The organism is Pseudomonas sp. 7-41 (genome assembly GCF_021233075.1).
GTDB lineage: Bacteria > Pseudomonadota > Gammaproteobacteria > Pseudomonadales > Pseudomonadaceae > Aquipseudomonas > Aquipseudomonas veronii.
Genome location: NZ_CP089551.1, coordinates 4,766,108 through 4,787,992, shown reverse-complemented (window position 1 = coordinate 4,787,992; position 21,885 = coordinate 4,766,108). Strand labels below are relative to the sequence as shown.

Annotated in this window: 19 protein-coding genes, 4 tRNA genes, 3 pseudogenes and 1 riboswitch; of the genes and pseudogenes, 19 read left to right on the top strand and 7 right to left on the bottom strand. The window is 61.6% G+C overall.

Annotation, left to right across the window (positions count from 1 at the left end):
• Window positions 1–67 precede the first annotated feature (67 nt).
• Window positions 68–262: riboswitch (cobalamin riboswitch) on the bottom strand.
• Window positions 263–297: 35 nt separating this feature from the next.
• Complete coding sequence (locus tag LQ249_RS21615) at window positions 298–1,227, bottom strand: DNA/RNA non-specific endonuclease (RefSeq protein WP_057005691.1); 930 nt, start codon at window positions 1,225–1,227, stop codon at window positions 298–300.
• A gap of 134 nt (window positions 1,228–1,361) precedes the next feature.
• Between LQ249_RS21615 and LQ249_RS21610 the strand changes: the two genes are divergently transcribed.
• Window positions 1,362–2,423, top strand: coding sequence for a M4 family metallopeptidase (locus LQ249_RS21610; RefSeq protein WP_057005690.1), 1,062 nt, complete (start codon window positions 1,362–1,364; stop codon window positions 2,421–2,423).
• A gap of 28 nt (window positions 2,424–2,451) precedes the next feature.
• Window positions 2,452–2,757 (top strand): protealysin inhibitor emfourin, encoded by a 306-nt coding sequence (locus LQ249_RS21605; protein ID WP_017847723.1) that lies wholly within the window; start codon window positions 2,452–2,454, stop codon window positions 2,755–2,757.
• 55 nt (window positions 2,758–2,812) lie between these two features.
• Here LQ249_RS21605 and LQ249_RS21600 read toward each other — a convergent pair whose 3' ends face one another.
• Window positions 2,813–4,204 carry an aldehyde dehydrogenase family protein gene (locus tag LQ249_RS21600; protein WP_177030737.1) on the bottom strand — a complete coding sequence of 464 codons (1,392 nt, stop codon included), beginning with the start codon at window positions 4,202–4,204 and terminating at the stop codon, window positions 2,813–2,815.
• Between the two features lie 103 nt (window positions 4,205–4,307).
• On the opposite strand from LQ249_RS21600, the gene ptrR reads away from it, so the two are divergent.
• Entirely contained in the window at window positions 4,308–5,180 is an 873-nt protein-coding gene (ptrR, locus tag LQ249_RS21595) for a putrescine utilization regulator PtrR (protein WP_046382626.1), read from the top strand.
• Between the two features lie 45 nt (window positions 5,181–5,225).
• Here ptrR and LQ249_RS21590 read toward each other — a convergent pair whose 3' ends face one another.
• Both LQ249_RS21590 and LQ249_RS21585 read right to left on the bottom strand, forming a co-directional pair.
• Entirely contained in the window at window positions 5,226–5,435 is a 210-nt protein-coding gene (locus tag LQ249_RS21590) for a hypothetical protein (protein ID WP_017847720.1), read from the bottom strand.
• A 111-nt stretch (window positions 5,436–5,546) separates the two neighbouring features.
• Complete coding sequence (locus LQ249_RS21585; RefSeq protein WP_017847719.1) at window positions 5,547–6,743, bottom strand: amino acid aminotransferase; 1,197 nt, start codon at window positions 6,741–6,743, stop codon at window positions 5,547–5,549.
• Window positions 6,744–7,088: 345 nt separating this feature from the next.
• Between LQ249_RS21585 and uvrB the strand changes: the two genes are divergently transcribed.
• From uvrB to LQ249_RS21560, 5 genes and pseudogenes are all read left to right on the top strand, one after another.
• Window positions 7,089–9,104 (top strand): excinuclease ABC subunit UvrB, encoded by a 2,016-nt coding sequence (gene uvrB, locus LQ249_RS21580; RefSeq protein WP_017847718.1) that lies wholly within the window; start codon window positions 7,089–7,091, stop codon window positions 9,102–9,104.
• 109 nt (window positions 9,105–9,213) lie between these two features.
• Window positions 9,214–9,312 (top strand): annotated as a pseudogene (locus LQ249_RS21575) (UvrB/UvrC motif-containing protein); the annotation flags it as partial.
• Between the two features lie 109 nt (window positions 9,313–9,421).
• Window positions 9,422–9,520: pseudogene (locus LQ249_RS21570) on the top strand (UvrB/UvrC motif-containing protein); the annotation flags it as partial.
• 109 nt (window positions 9,521–9,629) lie between these two features.
• Window positions 9,630–9,728, top strand: a pseudogene (locus LQ249_RS21565) (UvrB/UvrC motif-containing protein); the annotation flags it as partial.
• 94 nt (window positions 9,729–9,822) lie between these two features.
• On the top strand, window positions 9,823–9,936 hold the full coding sequence (locus LQ249_RS21560) for a UvrB/UvrC motif-containing protein (RefSeq protein WP_200806989.1): 114 nt from the start codon (window positions 9,823–9,825) through the stop codon (window positions 9,934–9,936).
• Between the two features lie 120 nt (window positions 9,937–10,056).
• On the opposite strand, the gene LQ249_RS21555 is transcribed toward LQ249_RS21560, so the two are convergent.
• Both LQ249_RS21555 and LQ249_RS21550 read right to left on the bottom strand, forming a co-directional pair.
• On the bottom strand, window positions 10,057–11,547 hold the full coding sequence (locus LQ249_RS21555) for an MDR family MFS transporter (RefSeq protein ID WP_169850652.1): 1,491 nt from the start codon (window positions 11,545–11,547) through the stop codon (window positions 10,057–10,059).
• A gap of 49 nt (window positions 11,548–11,596) precedes the next feature.
• Window positions 11,597–12,643 (bottom strand): HlyD family secretion protein, encoded by a 1,047-nt coding sequence (locus LQ249_RS21550; protein WP_017847715.1) that lies wholly within the window; start codon window positions 12,641–12,643, stop codon window positions 11,597–11,599.
• 196 nt (window positions 12,644–12,839) lie between these two features.
• Between LQ249_RS21550 and gltX the strand changes: the two genes are divergently transcribed.
• The 9 genes from gltX to LQ249_RS21505 all read left to right on the top strand — a co-directional run bounded on the left by gltX (window position 12,840) and on the right by LQ249_RS21505 (window position 18,043).
• Window positions 12,840–14,321: a glutamate--tRNA ligase gene (gene gltX / locus LQ249_RS21545; protein WP_017847714.1), complete on the top strand. Its 1,482-nt coding sequence runs from the start codon at window positions 12,840–12,842 to the stop codon at window positions 14,319–14,321.
• Window positions 14,322–14,468: 147 nt separating this feature from the next.
• Window positions 14,469–14,544, top strand: a tRNA-Ala gene (locus LQ249_RS21540).
• A gap of 77 nt (window positions 14,545–14,621) precedes the next feature.
• Window positions 14,622–14,697, top strand: a tRNA-Glu gene (locus tag LQ249_RS21535).
• 50 nt (window positions 14,698–14,747) lie between these two features.
• Window positions 14,748–14,823: transfer RNA gene (locus LQ249_RS21530), tRNA-Ala, on the top strand.
• 78 nt (window positions 14,824–14,901) lie between these two features.
• Window positions 14,902–14,977 (top strand) — tRNA-Glu (locus LQ249_RS21525).
• A gap of 184 nt (window positions 14,978–15,161) precedes the next feature.
• On the top strand, window positions 15,162–15,701 hold the full coding sequence (locus tag LQ249_RS21520; protein ID WP_046382629.1) for a TetR/AcrR family transcriptional regulator: 540 nt from the start codon (window positions 15,162–15,164) through the stop codon (window positions 15,699–15,701).
• A gap of 14 nt (window positions 15,702–15,715) precedes the next feature.
• Window positions 15,716–16,549: an alpha/beta hydrolase gene (locus LQ249_RS21515; protein WP_057005688.1), complete on the top strand. Its 834-nt coding sequence runs from the start codon at window positions 15,716–15,718 to the stop codon at window positions 16,547–16,549.
• Between the two features lie 38 nt (window positions 16,550–16,587).
• Window positions 16,588–17,022 carry an acyl-CoA thioesterase gene (locus tag LQ249_RS21510; RefSeq protein WP_017847711.1) on the top strand — a complete coding sequence of 145 codons (435 nt, stop codon included), beginning with the start codon at window positions 16,588–16,590 and terminating at the stop codon, window positions 17,020–17,022.
• Between the two features lie 55 nt (window positions 17,023–17,077).
• Complete coding sequence (locus LQ249_RS21505) at window positions 17,078–18,043, top strand: tRNA dihydrouridine synthase (protein ID WP_017847710.1); 966 nt, start codon at window positions 17,078–17,080, stop codon at window positions 18,041–18,043.
• Window positions 18,044–18,929: 886 nt separating this feature from the next.
• Here LQ249_RS21505 and LQ249_RS21500 read toward each other — a convergent pair.
• On the bottom strand, window positions 18,930–19,298 hold the full coding sequence (locus LQ249_RS21500; RefSeq protein ID WP_232565894.1) for a hypothetical protein: 369 nt from the start codon (window positions 19,296–19,298) through the stop codon (window positions 18,930–18,932).
• 308 nt (window positions 19,299–19,606) lie between these two features.
• Between LQ249_RS21500 and LQ249_RS21495 the strand changes: the two genes are divergently transcribed.
• A complete protein-coding gene (locus tag LQ249_RS21495; RefSeq protein ID WP_057005687.1) occupies window positions 19,607–20,497 on the top strand; it encodes a hypothetical protein in 891 nt (296 codons plus the stop codon).
• A 107-nt stretch (window positions 20,498–20,604) separates the two neighbouring features.
• On the top strand, window positions 20,605–21,885 hold the full coding sequence (locus tag LQ249_RS21490; protein ID WP_126589555.1) for a hypothetical protein: 1,281 nt from the start codon (window positions 20,605–20,607) through the stop codon (window positions 21,883–21,885).

Sequence of the window (21,885 nt, the reverse complement as noted above, 5' to 3'; positions counted from 1 at the left end):
GGAAACACGCCCTCGACCGCTGCGGGTGAGGCAGGCAAGGATGTCCTTCCCGGACACCCCGCCGGTTAGTGATTTTGCTGGGCCGGCAGGTCTCCTGACTGATGCGTCGTCGCCACGCTCCGGCCTTCCCGGACGGGGTCCAGTGGCAGTGGGGGAGCGGGCTCGGCATCTACAGTTGCGGGGGCAGTTCCGATTGGCGCGGTGTACCGCGCTTCGGATTCCCTATTAGTCCCGTTTGGGAACCGGCGCGGTATGGTAGTCGATCACGGCGGGGCGATATAGCCTTAGGTCGCCCGGTTACAGACGAATATCTTCAGGGCCCTGGATCAGCGCTTCAATTCGCGTCCCCGTGGCGCGCTCTTCATTGCTGAAACCATCGTAGTCGGCCAGGTTGGCGAAGCGGATACCGGTCAAGCGTTCGATCTGAATCACGCTGCGCTGGTAGGTTCTGAGCTGGCCGAACATGAGGTCGAGCTGACCCAGCTCGCGGTTTTGGTCGATCATGTAGGCGCTGGCGCAGGGCTTGCCGTCGTCGCTGAGGTAGGCGACCACTTTCCAGAATGCTTTGGGGATTTTAACGCCCCGGTAGACGCGGTCGTCGTCCGCCAACACCGGGCCGGTAAACACCGTGGCCCGGGCTTTCCAGCGTTGTGTGTTATCGAGAATGTAGTCCTCGAGTTCCAGCCAGGTCTTCTGGTTGAACCCGCTCATCTGCGGTGAGCAGTTGGTGAAGTGGAAGGTGTCGGCATTGGCGGTGTTGGCCGCGTCGCCCCAGTTGGGGTCCTGTCGGCGCACCAGGTGACCGCGGTCCAGGCCATTGTCGGTGTAGAGCGCGTCGCCCACCTGTGCGCTGATGGGCAGGCGGCCGTCGTAGGCCCAGGCGTCGTTGCTGCGGATGATATCCACATGCTGTGCGCCATCGATATTGGCGCCCACGTAGAGTGCCAGTCGCCTCGAGCGCGACATGGTCACTGAGAAATGCGTGTAGTCCAGGCGCAGCGGCTGTACGTCAGCCAGCAGGGCTTCATCCACCGTGGGCCATGGCACCACGAAGCGGTCGAGAAACGCTTCAGCGTAGCCGCGCCGGTCCTGCAGGTCCTTGGCCGCGGTGACACGCGCAGTCGCCGCCCTGGCCTCCATGAGGCTGGGGCCGGCCGCGAGCAACGGGCGCAGATCGGCGAGCCGGGGGCGGTGCGAAAGGTCGATTTTGGTGGCGCGTGGGGGCATTGTAAGTTCCTCGCAGTCCTCGGATTAACACTACTGCAGCATAGCTTCATGACAATTTGGCCCAAGCCGCCACGGCAGGACTATTCTTGAACGGTTACCCGGACGTTCACCCCACGCCAAAATGGAGCCAGCCAATGTGTGTTCGCCAGCATCGCAACCCGATTTTCTGCCTGATCCCGCCATACATGCTCGACCAGATCGCCCGCAACGGCGATAAAGCGCAACGGGAAGTCGCGTTACGCACACGCGCCAAAGACAGCACGTTCCGTTCGTTGCGCATGGTTGCCGTACCCGCCAAAGGGGCTGCCCACATGGCCCTGCCCATGGGCGCCGAAAAACGGCGTTCGATCTACAGCGCCGAGGGCGCCGATAGCCTGCCGGGCAAGTTGATCCGTGGCGAAGGGCAGCCCGTCAGTGGTGATGTGGCGGTGGACGAGGCCTACGATGGGTTGGGCGCCACATTCGATTTTTTCGATCAGGTCTTCGACCGCAACTCGATTGACGACGCCGGTATGGCGTTGGACGCGACCGTTCATTTTGGCCAGAACTACAACAATGCATTCTGGAACTCGAGCCAGATGGTGTTTGGTGATGGCGATCAGCAACTATTCAACCGTTTCACGATAGCCCTTGATGTCATTGGCCATGAGTTGGCCCACGGTGTGACCGAGGATGAGGCCAAGCTGATGTATTTCAATCAATCCGGTGCGTTGAACGAGTCGCTGTCCGACGTGTTCGGCTCACTGATCAAGCAGTACGCGCTGCAGCAAACGGCGCAAGATGCGGATTGGTTGATCGGCAAAGGGTTGTTTACCAAGAAAATCAAAGGCACTGCGTTGCGCTCGATGAAAGCGCCGGGCACCGCGTTCGATGACAAGCTGCTGGGCAAGGACCCTCAGCCGGGGCATATGGACGATTTCGTGCAGACCTATGAGGACAACGGCGGGGTGCATATCAATTCCGGTATTCCCAACCATGCGTTCTATCAGGTAGCCACGAAGATCGGCGGGTTTGCCTGGGAGCGCGCAGGGCGTATCTGGTATGACGCTCTACGCGATGCGCGGTTGCGGCCGAACGCGGGGTTCCTGCGTTTCGCGCGCATCACCTACGACATTGCCGGTCGGCTGTACGGTGCTGGCAAGGCCGAGCACAAGGCGGTGAAGGAAGGCTGGAAAGCAGTGGGCATTAACGTCTGACAACCCGCCTGGGCGGTGAGGAACAGCCATGCAAATTTCGATCAAGGAAATTGGGGGACCCGCGTTTTTTCCGGGCCTGGCCCGACCGAACACCGTGGAACTGGAGACGCTGCCCGAGGCGGACCAGCAAGAGTTGCGGCAACTGATCGAGGCTTCACACTTCTTTCAGTTGCCGCAAAGCACCGCGCCGGAACCCGGTAATCCAGGCCAGGTGCATTACACCCTGACCGTGACCGAAGGTGAGCGCGAGCACACGGTCTGTGTGCTCGCGCCTGTGAAGTCAGAGGCGCTGGACGGGCTGGTGCAGTGCGTGCGCCGGCATATCCGCTGCTGAGCCTGCTGCGCAGCCCCGCGGGATCACGCTCCCTTGCCACAGGGGTTGCTGTGGATTATTTGCGATCCAGCCACACCGTCTGCGCATTGCAGAATTCCCGCACGCCAAAGTGCGACAACTCCCGCCCAAAGCCGCTTTTTTTCACGCCGCCAAACGCCACCCGCGGGTCGGACACGCTGAAGGCGTTGACGAAGATCCCGCCGGTTTCCAGCTGGTCGGCGATCGCGCGCGCTTTCGCCGAGTCGCGGGTGAAGATGCTCGCGGTCAGGCCGAACTCGCTGTCGTTGGCCAGGGCCACGGCGTGATCGGCGTCGCGGGCGCTGATGATGGAGGCGACGGGGCCGAACAGCTCTTGTTTGAACGAGGTCATCTGGTCGGTGACGTCGGCCAGTACGGTCGGTGCGTAGTAGTTGCCGGCGCCGGGCACTTTGTCGCCGCCCAGCAGCAGGGTCGCGCCTTCTGCCAGGGTCGCCTGGACCTGGCCGTGCAGTTCGTCGCGCAGGTCGAAGCGGGCCATCGGGCCGACGTAGGTGTGGGTCGAGGTCGGGTCGCCCATCACCAGTTGGCGGCTGGCTTCGACGAACTTGGCGGTGAAGGCGTCCACCACGCCGGCTTCGATGATCAGGCGCTTGGCTGCGGCGCAGACTTGGCCGCTGTTCTGGAAACGGCCGATCACCGCGGCCTGGACGGCGGCGTCGAGGTCAGCGTCGTTGAGCACGATGAACGGGTCGCAGCCGCCCAGTTCGAGCACGCATTTCTTCAGCGCGGCACCGGCCTGGGCGCCGATGGCCATACCGGCGCGCACGCTGCCGGTGAGGGTGACGGCGGCGATGCGTGGGTCGGCGATGGCTTTGGAAACGCCGTCCTGGGTCACGTTGAGCACTTCGAACAGGCCTTCGGCAAAGCCGGCTTTGTGGAACGCCGCTTTCATCAGGTAGGCGCTGCCCATCACGTTCGGTGCGTGTTTGAGCACGTAAGTGTTGCCGGCGAGCAGCGTCGGCACGGCGCCGCGCAGGACTTGCCAGACCGGGAAGTTCCACGGCATCACCGCGAGGATCGGGCCCAGCGGGCGGTATTCGATGTGCGCGCTGCCGTTGTCCACCAACGTCGGTTCCGCGGCGAGCATGGCTGGACCGTGGGCGGCGTACCATTCGCTGAGTTGCGCACATTTCTCGATTTCGGCGCGGGCCTGGACGATGGGTTTGCCCATTTCCAGGGTGATCATCTGCGCCATGGCTTCGGCTTGCTCACGCAGCGCGCCGGCCAGGGCCTGTAACCGCTCTGCGCGCTGGCTGAGCGGCTGGCGGCGCCAGGTGCGGAAAGCGGCGGTCGCACGGTTGAGGGTGGCGTCCAGCTGGCTCTCGTTTTCATACGGGTAACTGCCGACCGTTTCGCCGGTGGCGGGGTTGATCGAGAGGGCGTGGGTCTGGTGAGCGATAGCGTTCATGGCACCGTCCTGCTGAAGGTTTGGATTGGAATCAGCGTAAGGGGCTATATCTTTTCTGGAAAGTGAATAATATTAAGCAATACGTTCACGATTGGAGAATGATTTGGACTTGGTGCAGCTGGAAATCTTCAAGGCCGTTGCCGAGCAAGGCAGCATCAGCGCCGCCGCGCAGTTGATTCATCGGGTGCCGTCCAACCTGACCACACGCATCAAGCAACTGGAGCAGGATCTTGGCGTGGCGCTGTTTATCCGCGAGAAGAGCCGCCTGCGTCTGTCCCCGGCCGGGTGGAATTTCCTCGGCTATGCGCGGCGTATTCTCGACCTGGTACAGGAAGCCCGCGCCACGGTGGCGGGGGAGGAGCCCCAGGGCGCGTTTGCCCTCGGTTCGCTGGAAAGCACCGCAGCGGTGCGTATTCCCGCACTGCTGGCGGCATATAACCAGAAGCACGCCAAGGTCGAGCTGGACCTGAGTACCGGGCCCTCGGGCACGATGATCGAAGGCGTGTTGTCGGGGCGTCTGGCGGCGGCATTCGTCGATGGGCCGGTGTTGCATGCCACCCTGGAGGGCCTGGCGGTGTTCGAGGAGGAGATGGTGGTGATTGCACCGCTGCATCACGCGCCGATCACCCGCGGGCAGGATGTGAACGGGGAAAGCATCTATACCTTTCGCTCCAACTGTTCGTACCGCCACCACTTCGAGCGCTGGTTCGCACAGGACGGCGCGGTGCCGGGGCGGATTTTCGAGATGGAGTCCTACCACGGCATGCTTGCCTGCGTCAGCGCCGGGGCCGGCCTAGCGCTGATGCCGCGCAGCATGTTGGAAAGCATGCCGGGGTTTACCACGGTGAGTGTGTGGCCGCTGACGGACAGTTTCCGCGTCTTGCACACTTGGTTGATCTGGCGCCGAGGCACGGTGTCGCAGAGCCTGAACAGCTTCGTAAGGTTACTGGAGGAACGCGTCCTGGCAACCCCATAAAACCAATGTGGGAGGGGGCTTGCCCCTTCCACCTTTCAATCTTCATCAGCCGCCGAATTGCAGGGTACCCATCGCCAATTTGGCCATTATCGCTGTCGCACCCAATTGCACCAGCCACAGGGCCAACCCGCCGAGGAATACGCCGAGGGCCACTTGCAAGACCAGGCTTTTCTGGCGCTTGGCTTGCGGCGCGCGCGGGGTGAAGTGGTCCAGTTCGTCGCGGTCGGCACGCAGGTCCAGGTCGTCGTTTCTCATAGGGCTCTCACAGCAAAGGGGCAGTCGGGGTTCAGTCTAGGGGAGCAGGGCGTTTTCTGACAGGCATTAAAAAGGGAAGCCGTAGCTTCCCTTCGTGCAGCGCCGCCAGGTTTATAGAACCTGAACAATCGCCTTCGTTACCGCACCAATGTTCGACTGGTTCAACGCGGCCACACAGATACGCCCGGTGTCCAGCGCGTAGATGCCAAACTCGGTGCGCAGACGGGTGACTTGCTCAACGGTGAGGCCGGAGTAGGAGAACATCCCACGCTGGCGACCGACGAAGCTGAAGTCGTGGCCCGGCGCAGCCTTGGCCAGTTCGGCGACCATCTGCTCGCGCATGCCACGGATGCGCAGGCGCATCTCCGCCAGCTCGGCTTCCCACTGGGCGCGCAGCTCAGGGTTGTTCAGCACTGCGGCCACGACCGCCGCGCCGTGGGTCGGCGGGTTGGAGTAGTTGGTGCGGATCACACGCTTGACCTGGGACAGGATGCGCGCGCTTTCTTCCTTGGATTCGCTGACGATCGACAGCGCGCCCACGCGTTCGCCGTACAGGGAGAACGACTTGGAGAACGAGCTCGATACAAAGAACGTCAGGCCCGATTCCGCGAACAGGCGCACCGCGGCGGCGTCTTCGTAAATGCCATCGCCAAAACCCTGGTAGGCCATGTCGAGGAACGGCACCAGGTTTTTCGCCTTGACCACGTCCAGAACTTGTTGCCAGTCGGCCGGGCTCAGGTCGACGCCGGTCGGGTTATGGCAGCAGGCGTGCAGCACCACGATCGATTGCGGCGGCAGGGCGTTGAGGTCGGCGAGCAGGCCAGCACGGTTCACGTCGTGGGTGGCGGCGTCGTAGTAGCGGTAGGTCTGCACCGGGAAGCCGGCTTTTTCGAACAGCGCCTGGTGGTTTTCCCAGCTTGGGTCGCTGATGGCAACCACGGCATTGGGCAGCAGTTGCTTGAGGAAGTCTGCACCGATCTTCAGCGCGCCGGTGCCGCCGACCGCTTGTGCGGTGATGACGCGGCCAGCGCTCAGCAGCGGCGAGTCAGCGCCAAACAGCAGCTTTTGCACAGCCTGGTCGTAGGCCACGATCCCGTCGATCGGCAGGTAGCCACGGGCGGCGTGTTGCGCCACGCGAATGGCTTCCGCTTCGGCAACGGCACGCAAGAGTGGAATCTTCCCCTCCTCGTTGCAGTAAACGCCCACGCCAAGGTTGACCTTGGTGGTTCGTGTATCGGCGTTGAATGCTTCGTTGAGGCCCAGGATTGGATCGCGTGGTGCCATTTCGACAGCGGAGAACAGGCTCATTTTTGCGGCAGCTCTTTGGGGGAAAGGAGGGACGTGTCGCGCTCCAGCCGAATGCACTAGAGCGGTGCACAAACGGGGAGCTAGTATAGAGGCCATCACGGTCAAGGGCGACAACCGAAACGGCTTTTCGGCCAAGTTTTTCGGTTTATTTACCGACCGTCAGTCTTAATCCAACCTTGAGCGTAGACGGCAGGTCGGACGATTGCCTTGAAACCCGGCACATTCGTCACCACTTCTACAGCTATCATGGTTTTTTCCTGCAACCTGCGATGAAAATTCGCGGGTCGCTGAGCTTTTTTCGTCCTTGGTGGAGTGCAGCCGGGGGTGACTTGAAAGAGGTACGTTATGTCGGATTTCCAGCTCGTCACCCGCTTTGAACCCGCCGGCGATCAACCCGAAGCGATTCGCCAGATGGTCGAAGGCATCGAAGCGGGCCTGTCGCACCAGACGCTGCTCGGGGTGACCGGTTCGGGCAAGACGTTCAGCATCGCCAACGTGATCGCGCAGATCAACCGCCCGACCCTGGTACTGGCACCGAACAAAACCCTGGCCGCGCAGTTGTATGGCGAGTTCAAGGCGTTCTTCCCGAACAACGCGGTGGAGTACTTCGTTTCCTACTACGACTACTACCAGCCCGAAGCCTATGTGCCGTCCTCCGATACCTTTATCGAGAAGGACGCATCGATCAACGACCACATCGAGCAGATGCGTCTGTCAGCGACCAAGGCGCTGCTGGAGCGCAAGGACGCGATCATCGTCACCACGGTGTCGTGCATCTACGGTCTCGGCAGCCCGGAAACCTATCTGAAGATGGTGCTGCACGTCGACCGTGGCGACAAACTCGACCAGCGCGAACTGCTGCGTCGGCTGACGAGCTTGCAATACACGCGCAACGACATGGACTTCGCCCGCGCCACCTTCCGCGTGCGCGGCGATGTGATCGACATCTACCCGGCGGAGTCCGACCTGGAAGCGATCCGCATCGAGTTGTTCGACGATGAAGTCGAGAGCCTGTCGGCGTTCGACCCGTTGACCGGCGAAGTGATCCGCAAACTGCCGCGTTTCACCTTCTACCCCAAAAGCCACTACGTCACGCCGCGCGAAACCCTGATGGGCGCCGTCGAGGGCATCAAGGTCGAGCTGGCCGAGCGCCTGGAATACCTGCGCGCCAACAACAAGCTGGTGGAAGCCCAGCGCCTGGAACAACGCACCCGTTTCGACCTGGAGATGATCCTGGAACTGGGTTACTGCAACGGCATCGAAAACTACTCGCGCTACCTTTCGGGCCGTGAATCCGGAGCGCCGCCGCCGACGCTCTACGACTACCTGCCGGACGACGCGCTGCTGGTGATCGACGAATCCCACGTCAGCGTGCCGCAAGTCGGCGCGATGTATAAGGGCGACCGTTCGCGCAAGGAAACCCTGGTGGAATACGGCTTTCGCCTGCCGTCGGCGCTGGACAACCGGCCGATGCGCTTCGACGAATGGGAACGCATCAGCCCGCAGACCATCTTCGTCTCGGCGACGCCCGGCAATTATGAGGCTGAGCATGCGGGGCGCGTGATCGAGCAACTGGTGCGCCCGACCGGCCTGGTCGACCCGCAGATCGAAATCCGCCCGGCGTTGACCCAGGTCGACGACCTGCTCTCGGAAATCAGCAAGCGCGTGGCCCTGGAAGAGCGGGTGCTGGTCACCACGCTGACCAAGCGCATGTCCGAAGACTTGACCGACTACCTGGCCGACCACGGCGTGCGCGTGCGCTACCTGCACTCGGACATCGACACCGTGGAGCGCGTGGAGATCATCCGCGACCTGCGCCTGGGCACCTTCGATGTGCTGGTGGGGATCAACCTGCTGCGCGAAGGCCTGGACATGCCGGAAGTGTCGCTGGTGGCGATTCTGGACGCGGACAAGGAGGGCTTCCTGCGCTCCGAGCGTTCGCTGATCCAGACCATCGGCCGTGCGGCGCGTAACCTCAATGGCCGGGCGATTCTCTACGCCGACCGCATCACCGGCTCCATGGAGCGGGCGATTGGCGAGACCGAGCGCCGTCGCGACAAGCAGATCGCCTTCAACCTGGCGAACGGCATCACGCCCAAAGGCGTGTTCAAGGACGTCGCCGATATCATGGAAGGCGCCACCGTGCCCGGCTCGCGCAGCAAGAAGCGCAAAGGCATGGCCAAGGCCGCCGAGGAAAGCGCCAAGTACGAAAACGAACTGCGCTCGCCGAGCGAGATCGCCAAGCGTATCCGCCAGTTGGAAGAGAAAATGTACCAGCTGGCGCGGGATCTGGAGTTCGAAGCGGCGGCGCAAACCCGCGATGAAATCGGCAAGTTACGTGAGCGCCTGTTGGCGGTTTGATCGGTGGTGGCGGTACTGGCCTCATCGGGGGCAAGCCCCCTCCCACATTTGACCGGGTTCCAACTTTGAAATGCCGTCAAATGTGGGAGGGAGCTTGCTCCCGATAGGCGCGAAAATGTACCAGCTGGCGCGGGATCTGGAGTTCGAAGCGGCGGCGCAAACCCGCGATGAGATCGGCAAGTTGCGTGAGCGTCTGTTGGCGGTTTGATCGGTGGTGGCGGTACTGGCCTCATCGGGGGCAAGCCCCCTCCCACATTTGACCGGGTTCCAACTTTGAAATGCCGTCAAATGTGGGAGGGAGCTTGCTCCCGATAGGCGCGAAAATGTACCAGCTGGCGCGGGATCTGGAGTTCGAAGCGGCGGCGCAAACCCGCGATGAGATCGGCAAGTTGCGTGAGCGTCTGTTGGCGGTTTGATCGGTGGTGGCGGTACTGGCCTCATCGGGGGCAAGCCCCCTCCCACATTTGACCGGGTTCCAACTTTGAAATGCCGTCAAATGTGGGAGGGAGCTTGCTCCCGATAGACGCGAAAATGTACCAACTGGCGCGGGATCTGGAGTTCGAAGCGGCGGCGCAAACCCGCGATGAAATCGGCAAGTTGCGTGAGCGCCTGTTGGCGGTTTGATCGGTGGTGGCGGTACTGGCCTCATCGGGGGCAAGCCCCCTCCCACATTTGACCGGGTTCCAACTTTGAAATGCCGTCAAATGTGGGAGGGAGCTTGCTCCCGATAGGCGCGAAAATGTACCAACTGGCGCGGGATCTGGAGTTCGAAGCGGCGGCGCAAACCCGCGATGAAATCGGCAAGTTACGTGAGCGCCTGTTGGCGGTTTGATCGGTAGTGGCGGTACTGGCCTCATCGGGGGCAAGCCCCCTCCCACATTTGACCGGATTCCAACTTTGAAATGCCGTCAAATGTGGGAGGGAGCTTGCTCCCGATAGGCGCGACACGGTCTCAATGACTCCCCCCAGCCTTAAGCCCCGCCGGCAACGTCTTGGTCAACAAGATCGCGAGCATGCTTACGCCCAACGCGAACCCCACGCAGTGAAACGCATCGTTGTAGGCCATGATCTGCGCCTGCTGGTGCGTAATCTCACTGAGTTTGCCCAGCGCCGCCGTCGGGTTGCCGAACTGTTCCGTCAGCGTCGCCAGCCGCTCCGCCACCTGCGGGTTGGTCGGCACGATCGCTTCGCGTAAATAATCGAAATAGGTCTTGGTGCGCGCATCCAGCAAGGTCGCCAGCAGCGCGATACCGATGGCGCCGCCGAGGTTGCGCAGGATGTTGAACAGGCTGGAAGCCGACCCGGCGTCCTGCGGCAGGATGTAGGCCGTGGCGATCAGCGAGATGGTCACCATGATCAACGGCTGCCCGAGGGCGCGGATGATCTGGATCTGGTTGAACTGGCTGCCGGCAAAGTCCGGGTTGAGTACCCCCGAGGAAAAACTCGCCAGGCCGAACAGCCCGAAGCCTACGGCGCACAGCCATTTGGGCGACACGTATTTCATCAGCTTGGGCACCAGCGGGATCAGGAACAGCTGCGGAATGCCCATCCACATGATCACTTCGCCGATCTGCAGCGCGTTGTAGTTCTGGATCTGCGCCAGGTACAACGGCAACAGATAGATCGAGCCATACAACCCGACACCCATCCCCAGGCTGGAAATACTCGACAGGCCGAAGTTGCGATTGGCCAGGATGCCAAGGTTGATCAGCGGGTTGGGTTTGGACAGCTGCACAATCACGAAGGTGATCAGGCTCAGCAGGGCGATGCTGCCCAGGCTGACGATCAGGTTCGACTCGAGCCAGTCCTTGCGGTGGCCTTCTTCCAGAAACACCTGCAAACAGCCCAAGCCGATGGCGAGGCTGACGATGCCGGCGTAGTCGGTGCTTTTGAGCAACTCCCAGTGGGGCGCCTTTTTTTCCAGGCCGTAGAGCAGCCCGGCGATCATCAGCAGCCCGGGCGGCACGTTGATGTAGAAGATGTATTCCCAGCCCCAGTTTTCCGTGAGCCAGCCGCCGATGGTCGGGCCGATGGACGGCGCGAAGGTGGCGGTCATGGCAAACATCGCCATGCCTTTGGCGCGGTGGTGCTCGGGCAGCTTGATCAGGGTCAGGGTGAACGCCAGCGGGATCAGCGCGCCGCCGGTAAACCCCTGCAGGGCGCGGAACACGATCATGCTTTCCAGGCTCCAGGCCATGGAGCACATCAGCGAGGCGATCAGGAACCCCACCGACACCCACACCGCCAGGCGCCGTGCCGAGAGCAACTGCACCAGCCAGGCGGTAAGGGGGATCATGATGATTTCGGCCACAAGGTAGGAGGTGGAAATCCACGAGCCTTCTTCCAGGGTGGCCGACAGCGCGCCCTGGATGTCCTTGAGGGACGAGTTGGTGATCTGGATGTCGAGCACCGCCATGAAGGCGCCGAGCATCACGCTCATCACCGCGATCCAGTCGCGCCGGGTCGGTTCGCCGACCGGGCGCAGCAGTTGATCACCGGCCATCAGGCTGATCTTTGATGTTCACTTTGACCGTAACGGACATACCGGGACGGATCTTGCCCTTCAGCGGGTTATCCGCAGCAAACGTAAGTTTCACCGGAATCCGTTGAACGACTTTGGTGAAGTTGCCGGTGGCATTGTCCGGCGGCAATAGGCTGAACTGCGCCCCGGAGGCCGCGAACAGGCTGTCGACCCGCGCCTCGATCGGCGTATCGCCGTAAGCATCGAACGTCAGCTCGGCCTTTTGCCCAGGCTGCATGTGGCCGATCTGGGTTTCTTTGAAGTTGGCCTGAATCCAGATGTCCTGGTCGGGGACGATCGACAGCAGGTAGGCGCCGGCCTGTACGTATTGGCCGTTGCGCGCGGCGCGTTGGCCGACCAGGCCGCTGATGGGCGCGTGGATTTCGCTGCGGGTCAGGTTCAGCTCGGCCTGGGCCAGGTCGGTTCTGGCATTGGCGATCAGCGCGTCGAGGCGCTTGATCTCGGCATTCAGCGCGTTGACCTGCTGGCGCTGCCCCTGCAGGTCGGCCTGGGCCATGGCCACTTGGGAGCGGGCGATATGGTTGTCGGCGGAGAGGGTGGTCACCCGTTCTTCCGAGACGTAGCCGGGTTTGCGCAGGGTTTGGGCGCGGGACAGGTCGATCTGCGAGCGGCCCAGGCTGGCCTGGCTGGACGCGACTTTGGCTTCGCCGGCGGCGATCAGGCTGGCTTGCTGGGTCAACTTGCTCTGCGCCTGGGTGCGCTCGGCTTCGCGCATGGCGAGGGCGGCGTTGGCGCGGTCCACGGCGAGGTGGAAGTCGTCGTCTTCAAGCCTCACCAGCAACTGGCCTTGTTGCACGTGCTCGTTGTCGCCCACCAGCACCTCGACAATCCGCGCGCCGAGCTGGCTGGAGACACGGGTAATCTCACCCTGCACGTAGGCGTTGTCGGTGCTTTCGTAGAAGCGGCCCCTGAAGAACCAATGGGCGAAGAAACCCAGGGCGATCAGGCTCACGATCAATACGAAGATAAGCAGGCGGCGTTTCAGTGGGGCAGGCATGGGCGCGGAGTCTGTAACAAGAGGTAATGGAATATAACCAGCCAGCCAGCTGGCAAATAGCTACGGCGAGTCTCCAGGCTCAAACTTGGCCTATATGCCATGCTCGGTACGGAGGACGCTGGAGCCTAAGTGCCCATGGCTGTTACCATTCGCCCCTTGTTTCAATTTCAGTTATATCGCCCATTCGAGACCAGCCATGACCACCGTCCGCACGCGCATCGCGCCATCGCCTACCGGGGACCCCCACGTCGGCACTGCCTACATCGCCTTGTTCAACTACTGCTTTGCCAAGCAGCACGGCGGTGAATTCATCCTGCGGATCGAAGACACCGATCAACTGCGTTCGACCCGCGAGTCCGAACAGCAGATTTTCGATGCCCTGCGCTGGTTGGGCATCACCTGGTCGGAAGGCCCGGACGTCGGCGGCCCGCACGGCCCGTATCGCCAGAGCGAGCGCAGCGACATCTACAAGCAGTACACCCAGCAGTTGGTCGACATGGGCCATGCGTTCCCCTGCTTCTGCACCGCCGAAGAACTGGACCAGATGCGCGCCGAACAACAGGCCCGTGGCGAAACCCCGCGCTACGACGGCCGCGCGCTGCTGCTGTCGAAAGAAGAAGTGGCCGCGCGCCTGGCGGCCGGCGAGCCCCATGTGATCCGCATGAAGGTGCCGAGCGAAGGCGTGTGCGTGGTGCCGGACATGTTACGCGGCGACGTCGAGATCCCGTGGGACCGCATGGACATGCAAGTGCTGATGAAGACCGACGGCCTGCCGACGTACTTCCTGGCCAACGTGGTCGATGACCACCTGATGGGCATCACCCATGTGCTGCGCGGCGAAGAATGGCTGCCCTCGGCGCCGAAGCTGATCCTGCTCTACGAGTACTTCGGCTGGGAACAACCGCAGCTGTGCTACATGCCGCTGCTGCGCAACCCGGACAAGAGCAAGCTGTCCAAGCGCAAGAACCCGACCTCGGTGACCTTCTACGAGCGCATGGGCTTCATGCCCGAAGCGATGCTCAACTACCTGGGCCGCATGGGTTGGTCGATGCCGGACGAGCGCGAGAAGTTCTCGCTGCAGGAAATGGTCGATAACTTCGACCTGTCCCGCGTGTCGCTGGGCGGACCGATCTTCGATATCGAGAAGCTGTCGTGGCTCAATGGCCAGTGGCTGCGTGACCTGCCGGTGGAAGAGTTCGCCAGCCGCGTGCAGCAGTGGGCGTTGAACCCCGAGTACATGATGAAGATCGCGCCGCTGGTGCAGGGCAGGGTGGAGACGTTCAGCCAGGTCGCACCGTTGGCCAGTTTCTTCTTCGCCGGTGGCGTGAACCCGGACGTCAAACTGTTTGAGTCGAAGAAACTCTCCGCCGATCAGGTGCGCCAGTTGATGCAACTGATCCTGTGGAAGCTCGAAAGCCTGCGCCAGTGGGAGAAGGACGCCATCACCGCGACGATCCAGGCCGTGGTCGAATCCCTCGAGCTGAAATTGCGCGATGCCATGCCGTTGATGTTTGCCGCGATCACCGGGCAGGCCAGTTCGGTGTCGGTACTCGACGCGATGGAAATTCTCGGCCCGGACCTTACGCGTTTCCGTCTGCGCCAAGCCCTTGATTTGCTTGGTGGTGTGTCGAAGAAAGAAAACAAAGAGTGGGAGAAGCTGCTGGGCGCGATCGCCTGAGTCAGCGCTTGTGGCGGCCAAACCCCGGTTTTTCGGGGTTTGGTTGGTAAGTGATTGTTATCCCGGCAAAAAATTTTGGAAATTGTTGAAAATAAATTTGACACGTTCCCAAAGCGCCATTAAGATTCGCCCCGTCCTCACCGATGAGGGGCTATAGCTCAGCTGGGAGAGCGCTTGCATGGCATGCAAGAGGTCAACGGTTCGATCCCGTTTAGCTCCACCAATTTACAGGTTCAAGGTCTGGCCACACCGTCCTTGAATCGATCAGGCCTAGCTTGATCAGGTTGTACAGAAGGTTTTGTCCCCTTCGTCTAGTGGCCTAGGACACCGCCCTTTCACGGCGGTAACAGGGGTTCGAGTCCCCTAGGGGACGCCAGTTTCAACAAGCAGTTCGCAAGGTCTGCTGCGCCGCGAGGCGAAAAATCCGGGGCTATAGCTCAGCTGGGAGAGCGCTTGCATGGCATGCAAGAGGTCAACGGTTCGATCCCGTTTAGCTCCACCAATTTACAGGTTCAAGGTTTTGGCCACGCCGCCCTTGGATCGATCAGTCTCAGCCTGATCAGTTGTATAGAAGGTTTGTGTCCCCTTCGTCTAGTGGCCTAGGACACCGCCCTTTCACGGCGGTAACAGGGGTTCGAGTCCCCTAGGGGACGCCACGATTACCCGCTCTGCGGGATTTTTAAGGGTCATTCAATTATTGAATGGCCCTTTTGTTTGTCTGGCGTTTGGCCAATTCTCCCTTCCCTTGCCCCTCCGGGCTTCTGACCAATGGTCGTGCCGCTCGCTTGCGAAATATTATTATGGTTATAATATTTAACCCATGAGAGTCGGAGGCACACGATGAGCGATAAAAAAGCGCAAACCCGCGAACGTATCCTGCAAGCCGCCAGTGCCGCGTTGGTCCAGCGTGGCCCGGCCGAGCCGAGCGTTGGCGAGGTCATGGGGGCGGCGGGGCTGACTGTCGGCGGCTTCTACGCGCACTTTGAAAGCAAGGATGCGCTGATGCTGGAAGCCTTCAGCCAATTGCTGGCCCAGCGCCGTGCATCGATCGACGACATGGATGCCCAACTCACCGGCGAAGAGCGTCGTGCCCTGGTTGCGGCGTTCTACCTGTCGCGCAAGCACCGCGACTCCACGGCCAAGGCTTGCCCGATTCCGGCAACCGTGGGTGAGATGGGCCGCCTGCCGGACGCCTTTCGCGATGTCCTCAACGAACATGTGGAACTGATGGCCGCACAACTGGCCGCCAGCCCGGAAGACACTGACAAGGCCCTGGCGGACATGGCCTTGATGGTCGGTGGGCTGGCATTGGCGCGTGCCCTGGGGCCGGGTGAATTGTCCGATCGTGTGTTGCGTGCCGCCAAGTCGGCCATACGTTAAGAGGGGTTATAAAAATGGGCGCATTGACCTGGATTCGTGGCGTCAACGGCACCTTGGGGCGCCTGGCGCCGCACACGGTGGCCAACAGCATGCGGCGGGTCTTCATGACCCCGCGGGATCTGCCGCCGCGGGATTGGGAGTTGCCGCTGCTGGCGCACGCCGAGCGCGTCACCTTGCGTTTCGGCCTGTCGGCGTTGCGCTGGGGCCAGGGCCCGGCGGTGCTGCTGATGCACGGTTGGGAAGGCCGGCCCACCCAGTTCGCCAGCCTGATCACTGCGCTGGTGCAGAACGGCTATTCGGTATTCGCCCTCGATGGCCCGGCCCATGGCCGTTCGCCGGGGCGTGAAGCCCACGTACTGCTGTTTGCCCGCGCGATGCTTGAAGCGGCGGCCGAGCTGCCGCCGTTGCATGCGGTGGTCGGCCACTCCATGGGCGGCGCCAGTGCGATGCTGGCGGTGCAATTGGGGCTGCGTACCGAAGCGCTGGTGAGCATTGCCGCGCCGTCGCGCTTCCTTGATGTGCTCGGCGGGTTTGCCGGGATGGTCGGTTTGCCGTCGCGGGCGCGCTCAGCGTTTATCCAGGAAGTCGAGCTGACCCTGGGCATGCCGCTCAAGCACTTGGACGTGGCCCATTACCAGATGGACCTCCCCGGCCTGATCGTGCATGCCGAAGACGATACCTTCGTGCCGGTCAGCGCTTCCCAGGTTATCCACGACGCTTGGTTCGACAGTCGCCTGTTGCGCCTGGAGCAGGGCGGGCACCAGCGCGTGCTGGCCGATCCGCGGGTGGTCGAGGCGGTGCTGGCGCTGCTGGCGGGCAGCTGTTTACAGGCGCGCCAAACTGCCTGATACACTGCCCTGCCGACATCAATCGACAGGAGCAAGGCATGGGCTGGGATTTGGCAACGCCGTTTATCATCGATCTGCAGGTCGTCGCTGAGGACATCGACGGCCTGGGGCACGCCAATAACGCGGTGTACGTGTCCTGGCTGGAGCGTTGCGCCTGGCGCCATTCCCAGCGCCTGGGGCTGGACCTCACCGAGTACCGGCGACTGGACCGAGCCATGGCCGTGGTGCGCCATGAGATCGACTACCTGGCGGCCGCCTATGAAGGCGACGAGCTGCAACTGGCGACCTGGATCGTCGACTGGGACCAGCGCCTGAAAATGACCCGGCGTTTCCAGCTGGTACGCCCTCGCGACGGCGCGACCCTGCTGCGCGCACAAACCACCTTTGTCTGCATCGAACTGTCCAGCGGCAAGCCCAAGCGCATGCCGGCGGAGTTTCTCGACGGCTACGGCGCCGCCCTGACAGGGGGTTAACGGTCGCGGCGGGAAACCCAGTAAACTGCGCCACGATTTTTGTTGAGTGTTTTCCATGCAAATTGCTTTGGCGCCCATGGAGGGGTTGGTCGACAACATCCTGCGGGACGTGTTGACCCGCGTGGGCGGTATTGACTGGTGCGTGACCGAGTTCATCCGTGTCAACGACCGCCTGCTTACCCCGGCCTATTTCCACAAGCTCGCCCCCGAACTGCTGCACGGTGCCCACACCGCCGCTGGCGTGCCGCTGCGTGTGCAGTTGCTCGGTTCCGACCCGGTGTGCCTGGCAGAGAACGCGGCCCTGGCCTGCGAGTTGGGCTCCGAGGTGATCGACCTGAATTTCGGCTGCCCGGCCAAGACCGTCAACAAGTCCCGTGGCGGCGCGGTGCTGCTCAAGGAGCCGGAGCTGCTCAACCGCATCGTCGAGCATGTGCGTCGCGCAGTGCCGGCGCATATCCCGGTGACCGCCAAGATGCGCCTGGGCTTCGACAGCCCGGATGGCGCGCTGGTATGCGCGACGGCGCTGGCCGAGGGCGGCGCGGCGCATATCGTCGTGCATGCGCGGACCAAGACCGATGGCTACAAACCGCCGGCTCACTGGGAGTGGATTCCACGCGTGCAGGATGTGGTCAAGGTGCCAGTGTTCGCCAATGGCGATATCTGGAGCGTCGAAGACTGGAAGCGTTGCCGCGAAGTCAGCGGCGCCGAAGACATCATGCTGGGTCGCGGGCTGGTTGCGCGTCCGGATCTTGCGCGGCAGATCGCGGCGGCACGCGCCGGCGAAGACGTCGTAGCAATGACCTGGGCGCAGATGCAGCCGATGCTCCAGGATTTCTGGACCCAGTCGGTGGCCCAACTGACCGAACGCCAGGCGCCCGGCCGGCTGAAGCAGTGGTTGGCGATGCTGACGCGCAATTACCCGGAGGCCGTCGAGCTGTTCACCGCCATGCGTCGGGAGACGGATTTGGAGCAGGTGAGCCGGTTGTTGGGGATGGCCCATCCTGCCGCGTCTGAGGGGTGACCCGTCGCGCTTGAATGCGCCGCTCGTTTGTTTGAAGAAAATGCCCCGTATCGAAAGATGCGGGGCATTTTGCGTTTTTGCGCGAGGAAGTCGGGGCGAAATAACACAGCCGGATGCCGTGCAGGTTTTGGGGTTGTGTCGGTAAGTTGCCCCGAGGGTGGTTTATTAGCGTGTGTGTCCAGTCGGATCTGGCTAAGGCTACTTGGTTTGCGGTCTTTTAAAAATTAACAGGGGGAAAAGTCCGAAAGTTTGATTTGGTTTCCTTATATGAGTCGCGATTTCTGGAACTCGATAGCCTCGTATTCCACGAAAGTATCGACTGTGAAGCAGCAAGGGTTGTTTCCAGTCGATAAAAAACTCTCGCCTGCCCCGCTGATTAACCGAGGCGGGCCGTGCCAATAAGGAACTTACTGATGTCGCTATCGATTAATCATTCACCTTTGTTCAACGGCGATACAACATCCATGGAGCGGTTGTCGCCATCCATGTCGAAAACCTTCACGCAAACCGGCACATTGGGGGCCAATACGACTGTGGCTCACCCTGGCGTGCCTCGTGACCCTTTCAAGGTTTCGAACAGCAACATGACAATCGAGACAGGCGGGCTTGCACGCTTGCTTGACATGCTGGAGCAGGTTGTCAAAACCGTGCGTGAGATGTTTTCGGGGCGGAACATGGTGTCCGGCATGTTGCCTGGGGCGGATAGAACGCCCGCCATTCCAGTGGATGCAAGCAAGCTGCCGGAGAAGCCTGGACACCTCGCATTGACGGCTGATCGGCGAGGCCAGCCGGCTCTTCCGGTGTCACCCCACATGCATCAATCCGCTGCCTCCGTGATCAAGGATGCCGACAATCAGGTGCAAGTGAACGTTAACGTCGGTCATTGTCATTGCCCCGATACGAAGGCGCTGAGCGGCGAAACGAAACCGAATGCGGCAGCGGTTTTACCTCGCGTCATGCCGATGCCGGAAGCCGCTCGCAAGGTTGAAGTGGTGCCTGTGCACACGCCTACGCACACGCACACGCCTGCGCCTACGCCCATGCCTACGCACACGCCTACGCCTACGCCCATGCCTACGCACACGCACACGCCTGCGCCTACGCCCATGCCTACGCACACGCACACGCCTGCGCCTACGCCCACGCCTACGCACAAGCACACACCTACGCCGGAGGTCATGCCGGCACCCAAGCCGGGTGTGCATGCGCTTGAGGTCAAGCCGCGACCGGCCACCCCGGAAGTACCGGCGATCACGCCACAACCACAGCCACAACCACAGCCACAACCACAGCCACAACCACAACCAGATACGCCTACCCCGGATATAACCAGTCCCGGCCCGGCTGAACCTCAATCTGATATGCGCGACTGGCGGACCAGCCGCCGGCCTGCATTCAGAGCCTGACGTCAGCAACTTCCTTTATACGTATTGAACTGGATGTGCACTTCTTTGGGGCTGATGTTCCGGGAAGTGCCTGCAAGTGGAGGCCCGTATGTCATGTTGTTCAATTAATAATATTGCGCGTGTTGTGGATGTTCGTCAGGTACTTCCTGTCGATTCCATGAAAGCAAAAAATGAACAGTTTGCGCAATTAAGCGGTTTCTTGAGTGTGCCGTCTCCGGCGAGCCAGGGGGTACTGGAGCACGTGCGGGAAAACACTCATGGCGTGGCGAATAATTCAGAGCCGCTCGATAAGTTAATGACGCTGTTTACTTCGTTTTTGACTCAGCTGATTAACTTGGTCTCTGATAACAAAGAGAAGCCGCTGCCGGGAATATCCCCATCGCGGCCGGAGGTCACTACGCCTGTGGTGCCTGCGCCTGCGCCGCCAAAACCCGAGCCTGCGGCGATGATCGCGGGCCTTTCGAAGAAGCGCAACGGCGCGAAGCCCGACAATATCTGGAGCGGCTTTCGCCAAGGGCCGGATGGCAACTGCGTGACGGTATCGGCCATCAAGGCGGCGATGTACCAGTTTGGCCAAAGCCCTACGGATATTTTCAAGGAGGTGAAAAAAACCGAGCGTGGTTATCACGTGGTCATGCGCGATGACGTAACTGTCAACCTGACGGACCGGGAGCTCGCCGAAGGTGCGCGTGGGGCAAAATTTGTCGGGGCTGACAAAGAGATGCTCAAAGACGCGCAATTTCTTTTCGCGATCAGCGCCAAGCGTGCCCAGGACGAAAACAACGATGGCAGGGCGGCACGCAGTTTCGGTGCGGCGATCCGCAGCCTGAATGATGGCGAGGATGAGCGAGGGCCGGGGGAGGGGTTGAAGCGGCTGGGGCTGAGCAAGCACATGAAGAGGGTCCCCGTGCGTGAACTCGCCAAGGGGCAGTTGGGCATGTGCAATCGGGCCCGGCATTCGGTGGCGGTCATCAACGGTCGCGAAGAGCTATGGGGGCGACAGGGAAAAGCGCCCACGCACGGCGATGCCATAGCTCTGGTGCCATAGCCCTATTGGTGAATCCGTTGAATTGAAGGGCTGCGAACGGGGCAGTCAGCCCAAACCTGGCTGCCCGTTCGGCTGCTTATTTTTTACAAGCGTCAGGAACCCAGTGCATGTATATCTCCACAGCTAGCCGTTCGATGATCGAAACGGCCCAGCAGCGCGGGGCTTCTCCCGTATTTCCGGTGAAACCCGCAGGTGAAAGGCCGGCTGATATCGCTTCGGCATTCCACACGAGCGAGCGGCGCTTCGGCGAGAGTTTTGATTGCAGCAGCCACGCGGCGGTGATCAAGTTGATGATGATGACGTTCGGTCAGCGTCCAGCCGCGATGTTTAACGAGTTGCTACCCTCGGGCGATGGGTACGACGTCACGATGAAGGATGAGTTCAAGCTGCACCTGTCACGCCAGGAGTTGCAGCAGGCGTCGCAGGCTTCCCGCTTCACGGGGGCGGACAGCGGCGTGGTAAAGAATGCCAATTTCATGTTTGCCGCCTTTGTCAAACGCAAGCAACTGACCGGGGGCTATGCCACGTTCGAAGCCGCCTTGGCAAAGACGCTCGAGGGCGAGACCACCCAGCGTTGTCTGCAAGGCATGGGGGTGTTCGGCCTGTCGCAGTTCGTCCCGGTGAGCGATATGGCGGGCAAGGGCGCGGTAGGGGTGCTGGAGACCCATAACCGCGGGTCGGCGCTGGTGCGCGAGGGGGTCAGGCATGATGGCGGGACACCACGAACGGCTGATCGGGGCTATGGGTATGTCTTGTTCGATGATCAACTGCCGCCGCCGAGCAATCGCGGCGCCGCCCCTGTGGTCGCGAGCGTCCGGCCCGCGGACATCTGGAGCGGGTTTTACCAGGGGGTCGAAGGCAATTGCGTCACGGTCTCGGCGATCAAGGCGGCGATGATCCGGTTCGGGCAAGACCCGAGGGCGATCTATAAGCAGGTTCAAATCACGCCGACGGGGTTTGACGTGGTCATGCGAGATGCCTTCCGGTTGCAACTGACCCACGAGGAAGTGCGCCAGGCTGCCGCCGAGTCGAACTTTCATGGCAATAATCGACAGTTGCTGAATGCCGCGCACTTTTTGTACGCAGTCAGTGCCAAGCGCGCGCAGATCGAGAACAACGATTTTCGTGCCCGCCAGAGTTACACGACGGCTCTGCAAACCCTCAACGATGGCGAGTACCCTGGCGAAGCGCTGCGCCGCCTGGGGTTGTTTGGCTACGTGCGTGAAAGCACGGTCGCAGAGTTGGCCAACGGGGCGATCGGCACCCTGGCAGACAACTGGCATTCGGTGGCGGTGATCGATGGGGCGCTGGATTTCTATGGAAAAAAGCAGGACCTGGCCTCATCGCGCTGGATGAGTTCGGGGTTCCGGGCCCTGAAGCTGGTCTGA